This window comes from Micromonospora sediminicola, from assembly GCF_900089585.1.
Classification (GTDB): Bacteria; Actinomycetota; Actinomycetes; order Mycobacteriales; family Micromonosporaceae; genus Micromonospora; species Micromonospora sediminicola.
Map to the genome: position 1 here is coordinate 1591925 of NZ_FLRH01000004.1, position 17018 is coordinate 1608942.

Annotated in this window: 19 protein-coding genes; 7 read left to right on the forward strand and 12 right to left on the reverse strand. The window is 73.5% G+C overall.

Annotated elements, in window-relative coordinates:
- Positions 1-30: 30 nt before the first annotated feature.
- Together GA0070622_RS28955 and GA0070622_RS28960 are read right to left on the reverse strand one after the other, a co-directional pair.
- The gene (locus GA0070622_RS28955) at positions 31-435 is read right to left on the reverse strand and encodes a hypothetical protein (RefSeq protein ID WP_091582047.1); all 405 of its coding nucleotides are present in this window, start codon (positions 433-435) and stop codon (positions 31-33) included.
- A 38-nt stretch (positions 436-473) separates the two neighbouring features.
- Complete coding sequence (locus GA0070622_RS28960) at positions 474-1460, reverse strand: 4-hydroxy-3-methylbut-2-enyl diphosphate reductase (protein ID WP_091582050.1); 987 nt, start codon at positions 1458-1460, stop codon at positions 474-476.
- A gap of 242 nt (positions 1461-1702) precedes the next feature.
- Here GA0070622_RS28960 and xseA point away from each other — a divergent pair, with 242 nt between their 5' ends.
- Both xseA and GA0070622_RS28970 read left to right on the forward strand, forming a co-directional pair.
- On the forward strand, positions 1703-2869 hold the full coding sequence (gene xseA / locus GA0070622_RS28965; protein WP_218060651.1) for an exodeoxyribonuclease VII large subunit: 1167 nt from the start codon (positions 1703-1705) through the stop codon (positions 2867-2869).
- A gap of 13 nt (positions 2870-2882) precedes the next feature.
- A complete protein-coding gene (locus GA0070622_RS28970) occupies positions 2883-3095 on the forward strand; it encodes an exodeoxyribonuclease VII small subunit (protein WP_091582057.1) in 213 nt (70 codons plus the stop codon).
- Between the two features lie 94 nt (positions 3096-3189).
- On the opposite strand, the gene GA0070622_RS28975 is transcribed toward GA0070622_RS28970, so the two are convergent.
- Together GA0070622_RS28975 and GA0070622_RS28980 are read right to left on the reverse strand one after the other, a co-directional pair.
- Positions 3190-4032, reverse strand: coding sequence for a hypothetical protein (locus tag GA0070622_RS28975; RefSeq protein WP_091582060.1), 843 nt, complete (start codon positions 4030-4032; stop codon positions 3190-3192).
- Positions 4033-4123: 91 nt separating this feature from the next.
- Positions 4124-4864: a DUF4245 domain-containing protein gene (locus GA0070622_RS28980; RefSeq protein WP_091582064.1), complete on the reverse strand. Its 741-nt coding sequence runs from the start codon at positions 4862-4864 to the stop codon at positions 4124-4126.
- Positions 4865-5024: 160 nt separating this feature from the next.
- On the opposite strand from GA0070622_RS28980, the gene glpX reads away from it, so the two are divergent.
- Both glpX and GA0070622_RS28990 read left to right on the forward strand, forming a co-directional pair.
- Positions 5025-6056, forward strand: a complete 1032-nt coding sequence (gene glpX, locus GA0070622_RS28985; protein WP_091582068.1) for a class II fructose-bisphosphatase — start codon at positions 5025-5027, stop codon at positions 6054-6056.
- Positions 6053-7024 (forward strand): DMT family transporter, encoded by a 972-nt coding sequence (locus tag GA0070622_RS28990; RefSeq protein ID WP_091582073.1) that lies wholly within the window; start codon positions 6053-6055, stop codon positions 7022-7024. The genes glpX and GA0070622_RS28990 overlap by 4 nt, the downstream gene beginning before the upstream one ends.
- Here GA0070622_RS28990 and GA0070622_RS28995 read toward each other — a convergent pair.
- Positions 7021-7950: an NAD-dependent epimerase/dehydratase family protein gene (locus GA0070622_RS28995; protein ID WP_091582077.1), complete on the reverse strand. Its 930-nt coding sequence runs from the start codon at positions 7948-7950 to the stop codon at positions 7021-7023. The two genes, GA0070622_RS28990 and GA0070622_RS28995, sit on opposite strands and share 4 nt — an antisense overlap.
- Positions 7951-8090: 140 nt before the next feature.
- On the opposite strand from GA0070622_RS28995, the gene GA0070622_RS29000 reads away from it, so the two are divergent.
- Complete coding sequence (locus GA0070622_RS29000; RefSeq protein WP_091582082.1) at positions 8091-8777, forward strand: TetR/AcrR family transcriptional regulator; 687 nt, start codon at positions 8091-8093, stop codon at positions 8775-8777.
- Positions 8778-8783: 6 nt separating this feature from the next.
- On the opposite strand, the gene GA0070622_RS29005 is transcribed toward GA0070622_RS29000, so the two are convergent.
- The 7 genes from GA0070622_RS29005 to GA0070622_RS29035 form a co-directional block, all read right to left on the reverse strand.
- Positions 8784-10394 carry a hypothetical protein gene (locus GA0070622_RS29005; RefSeq protein WP_091582087.1) on the reverse strand — a complete coding sequence of 537 codons (1611 nt, stop codon included), beginning with the start codon at positions 10392-10394 and terminating at the stop codon, positions 8784-8786.
- Positions 10395-10452: 58 nt separating this feature from the next.
- Complete coding sequence (locus GA0070622_RS29010; RefSeq protein WP_091582091.1) at positions 10453-11421, reverse strand: NAD(P)/FAD-dependent oxidoreductase; 969 nt, start codon at positions 11419-11421, stop codon at positions 10453-10455.
- A gap of 103 nt (positions 11422-11524) precedes the next feature.
- On the reverse strand, positions 11525-12184 hold the full coding sequence (locus GA0070622_RS29015; RefSeq protein ID WP_091582094.1) for a rhomboid family intramembrane serine protease: 660 nt from the start codon (positions 12182-12184) through the stop codon (positions 11525-11527).
- A 102-nt stretch (positions 12185-12286) separates the two neighbouring features.
- A complete protein-coding gene (locus tag GA0070622_RS29020; protein WP_176710590.1) occupies positions 12287-12976 on the reverse strand; it encodes an aggregation-promoting factor C-terminal-like domain-containing protein in 690 nt (229 codons plus the stop codon).
- Positions 12977-13288: 312 nt separating this feature from the next.
- Positions 13289-14704 carry an RNA 5'-3' helicase PhoH2 gene (phoH2, locus tag GA0070622_RS29025; protein ID WP_091582101.1) on the reverse strand — a complete coding sequence of 472 codons (1416 nt, stop codon included), beginning with the start codon at positions 14702-14704 and terminating at the stop codon, positions 13289-13291.
- 275 nt (positions 14705-14979) lie between these two features.
- Positions 14980-15408 (reverse strand): hypothetical protein, encoded by a 429-nt coding sequence (locus GA0070622_RS29030; RefSeq protein WP_091582105.1) that lies wholly within the window; start codon positions 15406-15408, stop codon positions 14980-14982.
- A 40-nt stretch (positions 15409-15448) separates the two neighbouring features.
- Positions 15449-15790, reverse strand: coding sequence for a hypothetical protein (locus GA0070622_RS29035; RefSeq protein WP_091582110.1), 342 nt, complete (start codon positions 15788-15790; stop codon positions 15449-15451).
- A 264-nt stretch (positions 15791-16054) separates the two neighbouring features.
- Here GA0070622_RS29035 and GA0070622_RS29040 point away from each other — a divergent pair, with 264 nt between their 5' ends.
- Positions 16055-16495, forward strand: a complete 441-nt coding sequence (locus GA0070622_RS29040; RefSeq protein WP_091584191.1) for a helix-turn-helix domain-containing protein — start codon at positions 16055-16057, stop codon at positions 16493-16495.
- A gap of 163 nt (positions 16496-16658) precedes the next feature.
- A complete protein-coding gene (locus tag GA0070622_RS29045; RefSeq protein WP_091582114.1) occupies positions 16659-17012 on the forward strand; it encodes a hypothetical protein in 354 nt (117 codons plus the stop codon).
- The last annotated feature ends 6 nt before the right edge of the window (positions 17013-17018 follow it).

The window sequence follows — 17018 nt, forward strand, 5'->3', positions numbered from 1 at the left end:
GCGGGCTTCCGCCTTTTCCGCGAGACGGGGTCAGGCCGGGCGGGCGGACTCGACCACGAACGGGGTGCCCTGCTGGCAGGTGGTCATCATGCCCGGCTCGGGCCGGCCGGTGACCTCCACCTTGGCACCGGCCTTGAGCAGGTCGCGCGGACCGCCGACCAGGAGGTGGTCGTCGAGCAGGAGGCAGTTCGGCTCCACACCGGCCCGGATCGTGCCGGTGATGGTGGTGCCACCGACGCCGGGTGGCGTGGACGGGCCGCCCTTCCAGGTCGGGTTCGGGCGGCTGGGCGTCACGCTGGGCACGGGATCGGGCTGGCTGGTCACCGGGGCGGCTCCCGTCGGGCTGGGGCTGGCGGGCTCGTCGCCGGGTCCGGCGCAGGCGGTCAGCGCGACACCGGCGAGGAGGGCGACGAGCACCGTCCGAGGAGTCTTCATGGTCGGTTGGACGCGGCGGGCGGCCGATCCGTTCCCGGTCAGCCGCGTGCCGCGGCGGCCTTCATGTCGCGCTTGAGCTCCTGCGGCAGCGAGAAGGTCAGCCGCTCGTCGGCGGTGGTGACCTCCTCGACGTCGGCGAAGCCGCGCTCGGCCAGGCGCGCGAGCACCTGCTGGACCAACTCGTCGGGCACGCTCGCGCCGGAGGTCACACCCACGGTGCGGGCCCCCTCCAGCCAGGCGTCGTCGATCTCGTCGGCGAAGTCGACCAGGTGACCGGCGCGGGCGCCGGCGTCCAGCGCCACCTCGACCAGCCGGACCGAGTTCGACGAGTTGCGCGAGCCGACCACGATCACCACGTCGCACTCCGGGGCGATCTCCTTCACCACGTGCTGACGGTTGGAGGTCGCGTAGCAGATGTCGTCGCTGGGGGGCGACTGGAGCAGCGGCAGCCGTTGCTTGAGCCGGGCCACGGTCTCCAGCGTCTCGTCGACCGACAGCGTGGTCTGGGAGAGCCAGACCACCTTCTCCGGGTCGCGCACGGTGACCTTGTCGACCCCGTCCGGGCCGTCGACCAGCTGGATGTGGGCGGGGGCCTCACCGGCGGTGCCGATGACCTCCTCGTGCCCCTCGTGGCCGATCAGCAGGATGTCGTAGTCCTGCTGGGCGAACCGTCGGGCCTCGTGGTGCACCTTGGTGACCAGCGGGCAGGTGGCGTCGATCGCCCGGAGCGAGCGCTCCTTGGCCTGCTCGTACACCTCGGGGGCCACGCCGTGGGCGGAGAAGATGACGGTGGCGCCCTCCGGCACCTCCTCGTTCTCCTCCACGAAGATCGCGCCCTTGGCCTCCAACGTCCGCACCACGTGCTTGTTGTGCACGATCTGCTTGCGGACGTAGATCGGCGCGCCGTAGAGCTTCAGCGCCTCCTCGACGGTCTGCACCGCCCGGTCCACACCCGCGCAGTAGCCGCGGGGGTTGGCCAGGAGCACGCGCTTGCCGGTCCGGGGAGTCGTCTCAGCGTCAGTCACCCGCCCATGGTACGTGGCCGCCTCCGGCCGGCCGGAGCGCGACCGGAGCAGGGTCGGGGCTCGCCGGCGATGTCGGTCCCGGGCCGTAGGGTGGGCGGGTGAGCGCGGGTGAGGCGGGGCGGAGCACCCCCCAGGGGCGGAGCACCCCCCAGGAGCGGAGCACCGCCCAGGAGCGGGGCACTCCCCAGGAGCGGGGCGCGCCCCCGGAGCGGAGCACGTCCGAGGAGCCGTGGCCGGTCCGGGTGGTCAGCCAGAAGGTCGGCGCCTGGATCGCCCGGCTCGGCTGGGTGTGGGTCGACGGTCAGGTGGCGCAGATCAGCCGCCGTCCCGGCGCCACCACCGTCTTCCTCACCCTGCGTGACCCCTCGGCCGATCTCAGCCTGACCGTCACCACCAACCGGGACGTGCTCGACGCGGGCGCTCCGGAGCTGCGTGAGGGCGCCCGGGTCGTGCTGCACGCCAAGCCCGAGTTCTATGCCGCGCGGGGCACGCTCAGCCTGCGCGCCGACGAGATCCGCCAGGTCGGCCTGGGTGAGCTGCTGGCCCGGCTGGAGAAGCTCAAGAAGCTGCTCGCCGCGGAGGGGTTGTTCGACCGGTCGCGCAAGCGGCGCCCTCCGTTCCTGCCCGGTCGGGTCGGTCTGATCACCGGGCGGGCCTCGGCGGCCGAGCGCGACGTGCTGACCAACGCCCGGCGCCGCTGGCCGGCGGTCGAGTTCCGCACGGTCAACGTGGCGGTGCAGGGGCCGAGCGCCGTGCCCGACATCGTCGGCGCGCTCAAGGCGCTCGACGCCGACCCGACGGTCGACGTGATCGTCATCGCCCGGGGCGGTGGGAGCATCGAGGATCTGCTGCCCTTCTCCGACGAGGCGCTGTGCCGGGCGGTCTTCGCCTGCCGCACCCCGGTGGTCAGCGCGATCGGCCACGAGACCGACGCGCCGCTGCTGGACTACGTGGCCGACGTGCGCGCCTCCACCCCCACCGACGCGGCGAAACGGATCGTGCCCGACCTGACCGAGGAGGTCCGCCTCATCGGGCAGGCCCGGTCGCGCCTGGAGCGGGCGGTGCGCAATCTGGTCGACCGCGAGCAGCACCGGCTCGACCTGTTCCGCTCCCGTCCGGTGCTGGCCCGACCGCAGGTGATGGTCGACCAGCGGGCCGTCGACGTGACCGCGCTGCGGGACCGCGCCGGCCGGTGCCTGGACCACCGGTTGAGCGGCGCCGCCGACGACCTGCGCCACACTCTCGCTCGGCTGCGCGCGCTCTCCCCCGCGGCCACGCTCGACCGCGGTTACGCCATCGTGCAGCGCGGCGACGGCCACGTGGTCCGCGCGGCGTCCGAGGTGGCCAAGGGCGATCCACTGCGGGTACGCCTCGCCGAGGGCGAGCTGACCGCCACCGTCGACGGTTGAGGAAATGGTACGGATGACTGAGAAGACCAAGGACGAGCAGCTCAGCTACGAGCAGGCCCGCGCCGAGCTGGCCTCGGTGGTGGAGCGGCTGGAGGCGGGCGGCACCTCGCTGGAGGAGTCGCTGGCGCTCTGGGAACGGGGCGAGCAGCTCGCCGGCGTCTGCCAGCGGTGGCTGGACGGCGCTCGCGCCCGCATCGACACCGCCCGGCAGAAGACCGAGGAGTGACCGTGGGCCCGCCTGCGCGCGCCGCTCGGCCCTCCGCCGGGAGGGCCGAGCGGTCCCGGGAGGCGGGCCCACCTCCCGGGACAGCGAGCGCCGGTCAGCTGAACAGGTTGTAGAACTCCGGCGGCGCCTCGACGACCTGGTCGGCCGGCGGCTTCTGGGCCGCGGCGGCGTTGCCGTAGTCGGTGTAGGTGATCTTCAGATCCTGCGCGGCGCTCTGGCCGGCGGCCGGGATCTTGAGCACCATCTCACTGAGCCGGCCCTGCGGGTCGACCTTGGCGGTGAACGGCACCGACTGGGCCTGCGCACCGAGTGCGGTGATCACGGCCGGGTCGAGCGAGCCCGCCTCGGCGGCCTTCGACACGTCGACGGTGCCCTCGTACGCGCCCTCGCCGGTCTGCCGGACGTCGGTGACGCCCTGGGTGAGCACGGCACTGCCGGCCGGGTCCACCTTCTCGAAGTCGAAGCCCAGTGCCCGGTTGCCCTTGATCCGGTTCTGGTCGAGGTGCTGGTACTTGCCGAGGTTGAGGTTCTTCACGCCGGGGATCTTGGCGGCCGCCGTGCCGCCCAGGTCGAGCTTGACCCAGCTGTCCGGCTTGGCGTGGATGAGGTCCAGCTTCATCATCAGGTCCGAGGACGGGTCACCGATCGTCATCCGCATCTCGGCGCTCTGACTGGGCTCGTGCACCTGCCCTTCGGCGGTGGAACCGGCGCCCGTCATGGTGAACCGGAAGTTCCCCTCGCGGATCGCGTTGGTGGAGTCGAGCAGGGCCTGCTTGGCCGCGCTACTGGACCCGCTGGCGCTGGGGGCGACGCTGCCGGAGGCGCTCGGGGTCGCGGAGGCGTCGGAGGTTCCGGTGCCGTTGCTGTTGCAGGCCGCCAGGCCGGGAATGAGCAGCGCCGCGGCGAACGCGGTGGCGCTGAAGCGTCGTATCTTCACGTCAACCTCTCCAGGTGGGTCGTCCGGGCTCGATGTCCCGTCTGTTCCCTGAAGTGGCGTTGCGCAATCCCGCGTCACCCGGCCGTGCGTGTCAGCGCAGCGAGGTGGCGAGCTTGCGCAGCTCCGTCTCCCCCGCGTCGCCGACCACGATGACCGTGCGGTTCGGCTCCAGCAGGACCAGGGCCTGCTCGTTGCCGCGGGCGGTGTACCGCTGCCAGCTCAGCCCGTCGGGCAGGTCCGCGGGGCCCTGCGGCCGGCCCTCGCTCAGCTCGGCCGGCAGCAGCTTCTCCGCCGGCACGTTGCTCTCCACCAGCTGCGCGCCCCGGCCCTCGGGGGTCACGTATCCGATCCGTAGCGTCGCGCCGTCCGCCTCGGTCCGGAAGCGGGCGTTGACCGTACGCCAGTCGTCGCCCAGCCCGGTCGGCTGGCTCACCGGGAACACGTTCGCCGCCCGGGCCTGCTCCAGCGCCGGCGCCGGGTCGACGGTGACCGGCGAGTCGCCGCCGAGGAAGCCCCGGTAGAACGCGATCAGCAGCGCGATCGGCACCAGCAGCACGAGCAGGGACAGCACCATGTCCTTCGGTGACCGCTCCGAGCGGGCCTTCTCCTTGCGGGCGGGCGGCGCGGGCCGGTCCCCGGCGACGGTCTCGGCCCGGCCGGCGTCGTCCCCCGCCAGGTCGACCAGGGCCGGCTCGCCCCGGTCGGTGGGCGTTTCGACCAGCGCCGGCTGCCCCTGCGGCGGGGTCGGGCCGGCACCCGGTCGGACCGGCGGCTGCCCCTCGGGCGGGGTCGCGTCGGTCGGCGGACGGTCGGCAGGCTGCGCGGGCTCCACCCGACCATTGTCGCAGCCGTCCGGGGAGCGTGATCCTGGCCTCCTCCGCCCCGCCGGGGCGGCGAACCTGAGATCGTGTGAGGATCAGCGACAAAACCGGCGGCGGCGACGGCCGCACTCCCGCCGGTCCACCCCGCAACGTCGCGAGGAGGAAGCCGCCATGACAACCACCAGGACGCGGACACCCCAGGATCTCGACCGCAACCTCGCCCTCGATCTGGTCCGGGTCACCGAGGCCGCGGCCATGGCCGCCGGGCGCTGGGTCGGCCGGGGCGACAAGGAGGGCGGCGACGGCGCGGCCGTCGACGCCATGCGCAAGCTGATCAACTCGATCCCGATGCGCGGTGTCGTGGTGATCGGTGAGGGCGAGAAGGACAACGCCCCGATGCTCTTCAACGGCGAGGAGGTCGGCGACGGGACCGGTCCCGAGGTGGATGTGGCGGTCGACCCGATCGACGGCACCACCCTGATGAGCAAGGGCATGCCGAACGCGCTGGCCGTGCTCGCGGTGGCCGAGCGCGGCGCGATGTTCGACCCGAGCGCGGTCTTCTACATGGAGAAGCTCGCGGTCGGCCCGATGTACGCCGACGTGGTCGACATCGACGCCGGGGTGGTCGAGAACATCCGCCGGATCGCCAAGGTCAAGGGCACCGACACCGCCGAGGTGACGGTCTGCGTGCTGGACCGGTCGCGCCACGACGACCTGGTGAAGCAGATCCGGCGCACCGGCGCCGGCATCCGGTTCATCTCCGACGGGGACATCGCCGGCGCGATCGCCGCCGCCCGCGGTGAGTCGGACATCGACGTCCTGATGGGCATCGGCGGCACCCCCGAGGGCATCACCGCGGCCTGCGCGCTGAAGTGCATGGGCGGCATGATGCAGGCCAAGCTCTGGCCGAAGGACGACCAGGAGCGGGAGAAGGCGCTGGCCGCCGGGCACGACCTGGACCGGGTGCTGTTCACCGACGACCTGGTGACCGGCGACAACTGCTTCTTCGTGGCCACCGGGGTCACCTCCGGCGACCTGCTGCGCGGCGTGCGCTACCGGGCCGGTGGGGCGTACACCCAGTCGATCGTGATGCGCTCCAAGAGCGGCACGATCCGGGTCATCGACTCCTACCACCGCCTGGAGAAGCTCGCCCTCTACTCGTCCGTCGACTTCGACGGGCGCCCGCTGGCCGAGCAGGAGTGAGCGCGACCGGGACGGCGGCGCCGCCGACGCTGTCGACCGGTCGGCGGATCGCGGGGGTCGGTCTGGCGACCGGCTCCGGCGTCCTGGTGGCCGTGCAGTCCCGGATCAACGGCGAGTTGGGCGTACGCCTGGCCGACGGGATCGCCGCCGCGGTGGTCTCGTTCGGCCTGGGTCTGCTGATCCTGCTGGTGCTGGTCCCGGTCACGCCCGGGGGGCGGCGGGGGTTGGCCGCCCTGCGCGGCGCGCTGCGTACCGGCGCCCTGCGCCCCTGGCAGTGCCTGGGCGGGGTGTGCGGCGCGTTCCTGGTGGCGACGCAGGGACTGACCATCGGCGCGCTCGGCGTGGCCGTGTTCACCGTCGCCGTGGTGGCCGGGCAGTCCGGTAGCAGCCTGCTGGTCGACCGGGCCGGCATCGGGCCGACCGGCCGCCAGGCGGTCACCCCGAACCGGCTGGTCGGCGCGGTGCTCACCGTGCTGGCCGTGCTGCTGGCGGTGGGCGACCGCCTGGGCGACCCCGGCGCGTTGGCACTGGCCCTGCTGCCGCTGGCCGCCGGGATCGGCATCGCCTGGCAGCAGGCGGTGAACGGCCGGGTCCGCGCGGCGGCGGACAGCGCCATGACCGCCACGCTCGTCAACTTCGCGGTCGGCACGGTGGCGCTTCTCGCCACGTTCGCGGTGGACGTGGCGGTGCGGGGCCGGCCGGCGGGCGGTTTCCCGAGCGAGCCGTGGCTCTACGTCGGCGGCCCGATCGGCATCGTCTTCATCGCGCTGGCCGCCGCCCTCGTGCGGTTCACCGGGGTGCTGCTGCTCGGCCTGGCCACCATCGCCGGGCAGATCGTGGGCGCGGTGCTGCTGGACGTGGTGTTGCCGACCGCCGCCTCGCACCCCGGGTTGAACACGCTGCTCGGTGCGGCGCTGACGTTGGTGGCCGTCCTGGTCGCCGCCCTCTCCCCGCCCCGCCGCGCCTAACGCGGGGTCGGGGCGTGCAGGGTGTCGACGATCTCGTCGACGACCCGGTCCAGCGGGGTCGCCTCGATGCCGAGCGTGGCGGTGGCGGCGGTGGAGTCCAGCACGAACGGCCGGGCGAACTGGTGCGCGGTCTCCCGCAGCTCCCTGGCGAACGGGTTGGCCACGCCGGCCAGCCAGAGCACCGGGTAGGGCATCCGGGTCAGCTTCGGCGCCGGCGCGCCGGCCCGGGCGGCCGTGCGGTCGGCCAGGTCCCGCATCGACACCGCCGGCGCGCTGGGCACGTGCCAGGCCCGACCCCAGGCCCGCGGGTCGGTCGCGGCGGCGACCAGGGTACGGGCGACGTCGGGAACGTACGTCCAGGTGTGCGGGGCGTCCCAGTCGACGGGGAGGAACACCCGTCGCCCGGCGAGCACCCGGGGCAGCACCATCATGGCCAGCGAGGTGCCGCCGACGCCGATGTAGTCGGAGCCGCGTACCTCGGTGACCCGGGCCCGACCGGCGCGGTGGGCGGCCAGGGCGTCGGCCCACATCCGGTTGCGGACCCGGCCCTTGACCCCGGTGGCGGCCGGTGGCGTCGACTCGGTCATGGGCGCGTCGACCGGGCCGTACCCGTAGAGGTTGCCGACGGTGGCGAGCACCGCGCCGGTGCGCTCGGCGGTGGTGAGCAGCGCGGCGGCCAGCGGCGGCCAGTCGAGCGGCCAGCGGTGGTACGCCGGGTTGGCGCAGTTGTGGAGCGCCGCCGCGCCCTCGGTCAGCGCGGTCAGCCGGTCGGTGTCGGCGGCGTCGGCGGCCACCCGCTCGACCGCCGGGTGCTCCGGGCCGGTGCCGCGCCGGGTGACCACCCGCACCCGCTCGCCCTGGTCGACGAGGAGCCGGGCGGTGGCGGTGCCGACGGGTCCGGCGCCGACGATCACGTGCAGGGCCATGGCAGGTCCACCTCTTCTGAAGCAGTTATCCGAATCGAGAGCAGCGCTCTCGAAGAAGAGCATGACGCGGATCGGCGACTCCGTCAAGAGCAGCGCTCTCGCTTTTGATTGGCGCTCTCATCCGTGACACAGTGGGAGCCATGGTCGCTCCCTCGCTCCGCGCCCGGGTCCGCGCCGGGATGATCGATGAGATCAAGGCCGTCGCCCGCCGCCACCTGGCCACCGACGGCGCGAACCTCTCCCTGCGCGCCGTCGCGCGGGACCTCGGCATGGTCTCCTCGGCGATCTACCGCTACTTCCCCAGCCGGGACGACCTGCTCACCGCGCTGATCCTGGAGGCGTACGCCGCGTTGGGCGACGCGGTCGAGACGGCCGACGCCGCCGCCGACCCGGCCGACCTGCGCGGACGCTGGCTGGCCGCCTGCCGGGCCGCCCGCACCTGGGCGCTGGCCCACCCCGCCGAGTACGCCCTGCTCTACGGCAGCCCGGTGCCCGGCTACGCGGCTCCGGACGACACGGTCGCGCCGGCCCAGCGGCCCCCGACGACACTGGTCGGCATCCTGCGCGACGGGGTGGCCTCCGGCCGGCTCGCGCCGCCCGCCGAGGACCTGCCCGAACCGTTGCGCGCCGACGTCGCCGAACTGGTCGCGCTGCTCGGGATGGACCTGCCGCCCGCGCTGCTGGCCCGCGGCATGGCCGGCTGGACCCAGCTCTTCGGGCTGATCAGCTTCGAGCTGTTCGGCCGGATCAACCGGGCCCTGCCGCACCGCGACGAGTACTTCGACCACCAGATCGGCCTGATGGCCGACCTGGTCGGCCTGCCCTGACCCGGATCAGTCCGTCGGCATATGCCCCGGCCCGCCGGCCGGCGGGGGCAACGGGTACGGCGGATCGGGCGGAAGCGGCGGCCAGGGCGGGGCGACCGGCGGTCGCCACGGCGCGACCAGCCGGGCCGCCCGCCAACCGAGCAGCAGCCCCGGCACGAGGGCCGACCCGGCAAGCGCCAGCGCCGTCGAGGCGTGGACCGGCCGGCCGTAGAGCCACCCGGTCAGCGGCACGCCCGCCAGCACCACGGTGAGCGTGGCCGCCAGCATCGCCTCGCCGGTCCACCGGCCGGGCACCCCCCGCGCGGCCGGCGGGATCAGCGCGAGCAGCCCGCCGCCGAACAGCAGCAGGGCACAACCGGCGGCGAGCGGGAACAGGATGAGGTCGTCGACGTTCCAGACCACGAGCAGGAACACCGCGGCGTGGAACAGGACCACGACCTGGACGAGCGGCAGCACGACGCCGTAGCCGGACGTGCGGGCGGCCCGTGCACCGGCGACGACGAGCACCAGGCCTCCGAGCGCCAGGGCCAGCAGCGCCGCCCGGAGCGGGTCGTGGTGCCGGTCCCCGGGGGAGATCACGCCCAGCGGCGGAGGCCCCTCCTCCCGGTCGTCGGCGAACCCGATCCGGCGCCACTCACCGTCCGGGTCACGCAGCGCGAAACCGTCCCGGCCGTTCGCGACCAGCACCACGTGCCGCCCGCCCGGGACGCCGAGCACGGCGAGGTCCTGACCGGCGATCCGCTCGCCGGCCGGCCCGGCCTCCGGGTAGCGCGCCCGCAGCAGCTCCCGCTGGTCCTCGGTGACCTGCCAGGACAACCGCCAGGTCCGGCCCGCGTCGTCGCTCTCCTCCACCCGGATCCGCCCCGGCAGCCACCGGTAGCACCGTTGCGCGGCGGCGGGCAGGCAGGCCCGCCGGTCCGTGCGCTCCGACCCGGCGCGCAGGGTCTCCTCCTCGGCGGGAGCGGGGTCGCGCCACGTCGCACCGGCGTCGTCGCTGATCCGCCACTGCCACGGTGGGTCGGCCCCGGCGTCCTGGCTCTTCCCGATGCCGGCGACCAGCCGGCCGTCGACCACTGCCGCATCGACCGCGTCGCGGTGCCCGATCATGCTGGTCGCCGCCACCGCGAGCGTCGCCGCCGGCAACAGCACGAGCACCCGGACCAGTCGGGCGCCCCGCCGCCCGACCGGGTCGCGGCGAGCCCGCCGCCACCCCCAGACGGCCATCGCGAGCGCCGGCAGGGCGAGCAGGTCGGTCCGGTCCGCCCGGACCACTGACGGCCCGCTCACCGCGCTCCACAGCTGCGAGGCGGCCGTCGCGGCGTACCCGCTGGTCTTGACCACGGCGAAGCCGATCCCGACCGACCCCAGCGCGAGGCCGGCGGCGGTCCGGGCCCCGAGCCGGGGTACGACGAGCGTGACCAGCACGGCGACGAGCGGCGGCGCGAGCACCAGCCCGGCGACGTCGCTCAGCTTGCCGGTCACCGGGCCCGGCCGGGCCGCCTTGAGCACGTGGTCGTTGAGCACCAGCACGATCAGGGCGAGCACGGTCACCGGCTGGCCCAGCCAGGCCAGCGCGACGCGGTCGCCGTCGGGCGTGCTCCGGTCCGGGGGCGTCATCCGTCCATCGTGGTCACCGATGGTCTCGGCGCGGCCACACGACGATGAGGATCCGGCGTCAGGTGCCGTCGGAGGAGTGGCCGGGGAAGAGGTGCGCGGTCGGGTCGATGGCGACGGCCGCGTTGTTCACGGCGGTGGCCGCCTCGCCGAAGCCGGTGGCGATCAGCCGGACCTTGCCCGGGTATTCGGTGATGTCCCCGGCCGCGAAGACCCGGGGCAGGTTGGTGGCCATGGCGCTGCCCACCTGGATGTGCCGCCGGTCGAGCCTCAGCCCCCACTCGGCGAGCGGGCCCAGGTCGGCGGTGAAGCCGAGCGCGGCCACCACCGTGTCCACCGGCAGCGTCTCCGCCGCGCCCCCGCGCACGGTCAGCTCGGCGCCGGTGACGTGGTCCTCCCCGTAGAGCCGGCTCACCTCGGCGTTGACCACGACCCGCACCGGCAGCGCGCGGACCCGCTCGACGGTGGCGGCGTGCGCGCGGAAGCGGTCCCGCCGGTGCACCAGTGTCACCGAGCGGGCCAGCGGGGCGAGCGTGGCCGCCCAGTCGAAGGCCGAGTCGCCGCCGCCCACGATGAGCACGTGCCGGTCGGTCAGCTCGGTCGGCTGGGGCACGAAGTAGACGATCCCGCCGCCGGTGAAGCTGTCCGCGACCGGCAACGGCCGGGGTGTGAAGCTGCCCAGACCACCGGTGACCACCACCGCGCCGCAGCGCAGCTGCTCACCGCCGGCCAGCCCGAGGACCGGCCGCCCGTCCAGGTACGAGAGCTTCTCCGCGCGTACGCCGAGCAGGTAGTCGGGGTGGAACGGCGCGGCCTGGGCGACCAGGTTCGCGACCAGCTCCCGCCCCTTGATCGCGGGAAAGCCGGCGACGTCGAGGATCAGCTTCTCCGGGTACATGGCGGTGACCTGTCCGCCCGGTTCGGGCAGCGCGTCGATCACGGCCACCGAGAGCCCGCGGAACCCGGCGTAGTAGGCGGCGAAGAGCCCGGCGGGGCCGGCCCCGATCACGGCGACATCGACCTCGCGCATGGCGTACCGTCACTTTCCGCCAGGGATCAACCGGTGCTGATGCCGACGGTAGGCGGGCGGACGGGCGCGGGCAAGCACGTCCCGCGGACGGTTCGACGCGTCGTCAGGGCAGCGTGACCGGGGGTGACCCGAGCCGGTCCGGCGTGCCGGTCTCGACGCGGCGGCGGAACAGGATCGCGGCGACCACGCCGCCGAGCAGCCCGAACAGGTGCCCCTGCCAGGAGATCCGCTCGTCGGTGGGGAGGATGCCCAGCAGCTGCCAGCCGTAGAGCAGGCCGACCAGCAGCACCACGGCGAAGTTCCACCAGCTCCGCTCCACCACACCGCGGGTGAGCAGGATGCCGAGGTAGCCGAAGATCACGCCGCTCGCGCCGACCACGACCGAGTTGGGTGAACCGGTGAACCACACGCCCAGGCCGCTGACCAGGATGATCACCATGGTGGACCAGAGGAACCGCCGGGTGCCGGCGGCCAGCACGAACGTGCCGAGCAGGATCAGCGGGATGCTGTTGCTGTAGAGGTGGTTCCAGCCGGCGTGCAGGAACGGCGAGAAGAAGACGCCGTCCAGGCCCTGGATCCGGTGCGGGATGATGCCCGCGGTGACGTCGAGGTCGAGGCGCAGGCCCACGTCGAGCGCCTCGACGAGGAATAGCACCGGCACCACCGCGCACATGGCGACGAAGGCCCGGCCGAGCGCCGCGTAGAACGCATCGGTGCCGAACCGGTGGGGGTCGCCGCCGCGAGGGCCGTCGTGCCAGGTCACCTGTCAAGAGCTATCAGCAAACGCGGCCGTCCGCCACTCGAGCGGCGGAACGACGGCGGCGGAACGGGCGGACTCCCGCCCGTTCCGCCGTCGGTCGATCGGTCAGTACCAGCCCGAACTCTGCGACTTCTGCCAGGCGCCGCACGGGTTGTCGTACCGGCCCTCGATGTAGCCGAGGCCCCACTTGATCTGGGTGGCCGGGTTGGTCTTCCAGTCGTCCGCCACCGAGCCCATCTTGCTGCCCGGCAGGGCCTGCGGGATCCCGTACGCGCCGGAGCCCGCGTTGTACGCCTTGTGGTTCCAGCCGCTCTCCTTGGTCCAGAGCTTGTCCAGACAGGGGAACTGGTCGATGCCGAAGCCCTCGTCGAGCATGATGGCGCAACCGATCTTGCGGTTGCCGCTGAACTCCTCGCACGAGGCCGGGATGGGGCCGTCGTACGGCTTGGCCTTGGCCTTGGCCTCGGCCTCGGCCGCGTCCCGCTCCTTCTTGCGGTTGGCGGCGGCCGCCTCGGCCTGCTTGGCCCGCTCGGCGGCTTCCTTCGCCGCCGCGGCGGCCCGCAGCTTGGCCTGGTACTCGGCGGCCCGCTGCCGGGAGGTCGTCACACGGTGCTCGGCCTGCCGGTCGCGCTGGTAGGCGTACTCCGTCCGGTCGACCTCGAGCCCGACCTGCGCGGTCAGGCCCTGCTGCTGGGTCTGGCGATCCTCGCCCAGGTAGAAACCACCGGCGACGCCCACGGAGAGCAGCGCGACAGCGGCCGTACGGGCGCCGAACCGGCTCCACAGCCGACTCACGAAGTTTCCCTTCGTCGGGGGCAGGGACACGGCACGCCGCGCGGCCGGGTGCGGCCGGGTGCGGGTGCCGTGAGCGCCCCGACCCGACGGTCGAGGCCGACGCGCCGGCGTCCCGTGGCTCCCGCCGTCGTGGCGGAGAAGGCTCGACGATGCTGCCGGTGCGTATGGGGCTCCGGGCCGTGTTCGGCACCGGAGTTGTCGGTGGCGCTCGATGAACACCATTGCGCAGGGTGAGGCCGGTGGGAAACCACGGACGGCAAATGTGATCTGCGCCACATCGAAAATATGGGCAAAAGCGGGCGTACCAGCGGGTCAGCCCGGGATGTCCTCCAGCAGATCGGTGACCATCGCGGCGATCGGAGAACGCTCCGATCGGCTGAGGGTGACGTGCGCGAAGAGGGGATGCCCCTTCAGCGCCTCGATCACCGCGGTCACCCCGTCGTGCCGACCGACCCGGAGGTTGTCCCGCTGCGCCACGTCGTGGGTGAGCACCACCCGGGAACCCTGGCCGATCCGGGACAGCACGGTGAGCAGCACGCCCCGTTCCAGGGACTGCGCCTCGTCCACGATGACGAAGGCGTCGTGCAGGCTCCGGCCGCGGATGTGGGTCAACGGCAGCACCTCCAACAGCCCGCGCGAGGTGACCTCCTCCAGCACGTGCTCGTGCACCACCGCGCCCAGCGTGTCGAAGACGGCCTGGGCCCAGGGCGACATCTTCTCCGACTCCGAGCCGGGCAGGTAGCCGAGTTCCTGGCCACCGACCGCGTACAGCGGGCGGAACACGATCACCTTCTTGTGCCGGCGACGCTCCATCACCGCCTCCAGGCCCGCGCAGAGCGCCAGCGCGGACTTGCCGGTGCCGGCCCGCCCACCCAGCGACACGATCCCGATCGACTCGTCCAGCAGCAGGTCGAGCGCCACCCGCTGCTCCGCCGATCGCCCGTGCACGCCGAACGCCTCGCGGTCGCCGCGGACCAGCCGCACGGTCTTGTCCGGCAACACCCGGCCGAGCGCCGAGCCTCGCCCGGACTGCAGCACCAGGCCGGTGTGGCAGGGCAGGCCGGCGGCGGCGTCGACATCGAGCGCCTCGCCCGCGTACAGCCGACCGATCTCCTCTTCGGAGAGTTCCAGCTCGGCCATCCCGGTCCAGGTGGGGTCGCTGGCCTGGCCGTGCCGGTACTCGTCGGCGTGCAGGCCGACCGAGGCCGCCTTGACCCGCAGCGGCATGTCCTTGCTGACCAGGGTCACCTCGCGCCCCTCGGCGGCGAGGTTGAGCGCCACCGAGAGGATCCGCGCGTCGTTCGACTCGTTACGGAACCCGGGCGGCAGCACCCCGTCGTCGGTGTGGTTGAGCTCCACCCGGAGCGTGCCGCCCTGGTCGTTGGCGGGCACCGGCCGGTCCAGCCGGCCGTGTCGCACGCGCAGCTCGTCCAGCATGCGCAGCGACTGGCGGGCGAACCAGCCCAGCTCCGGATGGTGCCGCTTGCCCTCCAGCTCGGAGATGACCACCAGCGGCAGCACCACCTCGTGCTCGGCGAAGCGGTGGAACGCCGCCGGGTCGGAGAGGAGGACCGAGGTGTCCAGGACGAAGGCCGGGCCGGCTGGTCGGGGCTCCTCGGCGGCGGGGACCGCCGCGGCGGCGCTGCGGCGGCCGCGGGTGGTCCGGCGGGTCGGGGCGGTCGCGGCCGGGGTCTGGTCGGCACCGGCGGGGGTACGGCGAGTGGTCACAGGCCTGCTCCGCGGATGGGCACCCGGCCACCCGAGTTCCGCCTCTTCCGGCGCCCGGCGGGCACGGGGTCGGATGCGGGCCCCGTGCGCGAGTCGTCGCAGGTCCGGGCTGTCCGGCTGGCCCGGGAAAACCCCGTGCCATGCCTAGACGCTAATCGCACCGGGGCCGCGCGGCTAGGGGTGGACGTGGATCACGCCCGTCGGGGAGGTGAACGTGCCCGGAACCGGCCGGGATGCATGCCCCCTGCGCGCACCCCGGCCGGAGCTCCGTCGCCTCAGCCCTGCCGTCGCACCAGGGTTCCGGCCCTCGGCCCCGCGCCGGCGGCGCCGAACGAGGACCCGGTGTACGTGGTGCCGGGCCGGGCCGCCACGCCGCCGAGCTGGGCGGTCGCGGTGACCCGTACGGCCGGGGCGGAGCCGGTGCGCCCGGTGACCGCGGTGGGGACGGCGGTGCCCGCGAACGGGGTGGCCGCGCGCCCGACCGACGTCACCACGGTCGGCGCGGGGCCGGCGAGCGCCGAGGCGATGGCGGCCTGCGCGTCCCGGCGCCGGCGGTTCCAGGCGCCCCGGTCGCCGTCGAAGTAGCCTTGCCGGTAGCCGAACCGGTAGCCGATCCGGTAGCTGAGCTGACCGTGCAACCGGCCGGCGGCGTAGCAGGTGGAGCCGAGCACCAGAACGAGGACCACGGCGAGAAAGGGGCTCACCGGGTCACCTCCGCCGTCCGCGACGGCGTGGCGCCCCGGCTCATCGCTCGTCCGCCCCGGGCAGCGGGTCGACCACCAGCAGCCGCTCCAGGTCGGCGGTGCTGACCTCCTCGACCAGTTCGACGCTGATCCGGCAGCCGTCGAGGATGACCTCGGCGACGGACGCCCGGCGGATCTCGCCGCCGGAGTCGTAGACGCGCACGCTCAGCTCGGGGCAGCCGAGGTGGGTACGCCAGGCGTCCCACTCCTCGCGGTCACCGACGCTGAGCGAGAGGTAGCGACAGCCCCGGGCGAGGTAGACGCGCCACGGCGCGCTCAGCCCGGCGGAGACCCCGTCCGCGATCAGGCCGAACGCCTGGGCGCGGGTCGCGAGCTCGGTCACGAGACCCCCTCGGCACCCGCGGAGTGACGCATGTGAGCACTCGTCGTCTCAAGCACGTGACACACCGTAAGTTGTCTCATGAGCGTGACAGTATCAGCTTTTCGTCCGTTTGCCGCCGTACTCGTGTCCATCTATTCTGCCCGGGTGACACCCCTCAGGAGCAGCTCTGGATCGTTTACCGGGAAACCCGCGACAGCGTCACGTCGGCGTGACAGCAGCGTGCCGAGCCGGCCCGACGCGGCCGACTGGCCGTACCGTCACGGGGTGACCGAGACGGCCAACGCACGGAAGATCGCCTTCGCCACCTTCGTCCGCCGCGCGCTGGACGACGCCCGCGCGATGCGGGCGTGGAGCGGCACCGAGGTCTCCCGGCGCACTGGCGTCTCCCGCCAGACCATCAACCGCTGGGTGCGCGGCGACTGGGCCAGCGACCCCGAGGCGGAGCGGGTGGTCGCCTTCTGCGAGGGCCTCGGGCTCGACCCGGCGGCCGCGTTCGTCGCGCTCGGCTGGGACCGGGCCGCCGGCCCTCGCGCCGACCCCACCCCACCCCCGATGGACCCGGACGTCGAGGCACTGCTGCGCCGACTGGTCGACCCGAACGTCTCCGACGCGGAGAAGTTCCACATTCGAGAAACCATTCGTTACCTCGCATATCGCCCGACTCTCCCGGCCGTTGTCCGAAATAGAGGTAAACAGGCCGGGTAGTTCCTCAAATGGCGAAAGAACGGAAGGTCAGACCCGATCGTTTCGCCGCGGGGACGGATCGGACCGGCTAGCGTCCACGTTTGTACTGCTAGGGGCTCGTCGTCGGCGGGGGGACGGGACACAGCCGAACCCAGCCCTGCGGGACAGAAGGAGGGGTCTGTCCATGACCCTGAAATGGTTGGCAGTCGTGGTCGCGGTGGTGTCGGTGACATCGTGCGTGACCGGCAACGTGGTGGTCGGCGTACTGAACGGCGGACAGCTTCCCCTGGTCGCCAATCTTCTCGCGCTCACCACGGCCGGCACCGCGGTGATCCTCGCCGTCGTGGCCGAGCTGCACGATCGGCTCAACGACCGGGTCAGCGCGCTCACCGAGTTCCTGGTGGCGCGGCTCAACGAGATCGAGGCGCACACCGGCGACCGGAACACCGGTTTCGTGGAGGGCTACCTGCTCAGCCACGGACAGGACGCGGCCGTGGTGCCGTTCGGGCGCCGGGGACGGGGAGCCGCCGAACGCTGACCTCCC

Bases quoted from the DNA above. Each gene is read 5' to 3' on its own strand.
- GA0070622_RS28955 (WP_091582047.1), bottom strand. From the start codon at position 435: ATGAAGACTCCTCGGACGGTGCTCGTCGCCCTCCTCGCCGGTGTCGCG.
- GA0070622_RS28970 (WP_091582057.1), top strand. From the start codon at position 2,883: ATGACTGAGAAGACCAAGGACGAGCAGCTCAGCTACGAGCAGGCCCGC.
- glpX (WP_091582068.1), top strand. From the start codon at position 5,025: ATGACAACCACCAGGACGCGGACACCCCAGGATCTCGACCGCAACCTC.
- GA0070622_RS28995 (WP_091582077.1), bottom strand. From the start codon at position 7,950: ATGGCCCTGCACGTGATCGTCGGCGCCGGACCCGTCGGCACCGCCACC.
- GA0070622_RS29000 (WP_091582082.1), top strand. From the start codon at position 8,091: ATGGTCGCTCCCTCGCTCCGCGCCCGGGTCCGCGCCGGGATGATCGAT.
- GA0070622_RS29005 (WP_091582087.1), bottom strand. From the start codon at position 10,394: ATGACGCCCCCGGACCGGAGCACGCCCGACGGCGACCGCGTCGCGCTG.
- GA0070622_RS29010 (WP_091582091.1), bottom strand. From the start codon at position 11,421: ATGCGCGAGGTCGATGTCGCCGTGATCGGGGCCGGCCCCGCCGGGCTC.
- GA0070622_RS29045 (WP_091582114.1), top strand. From the start codon at position 16,659: ATGACCCTGAAATGGTTGGCAGTCGTGGTCGCGGTGGTGTCGGTGACA.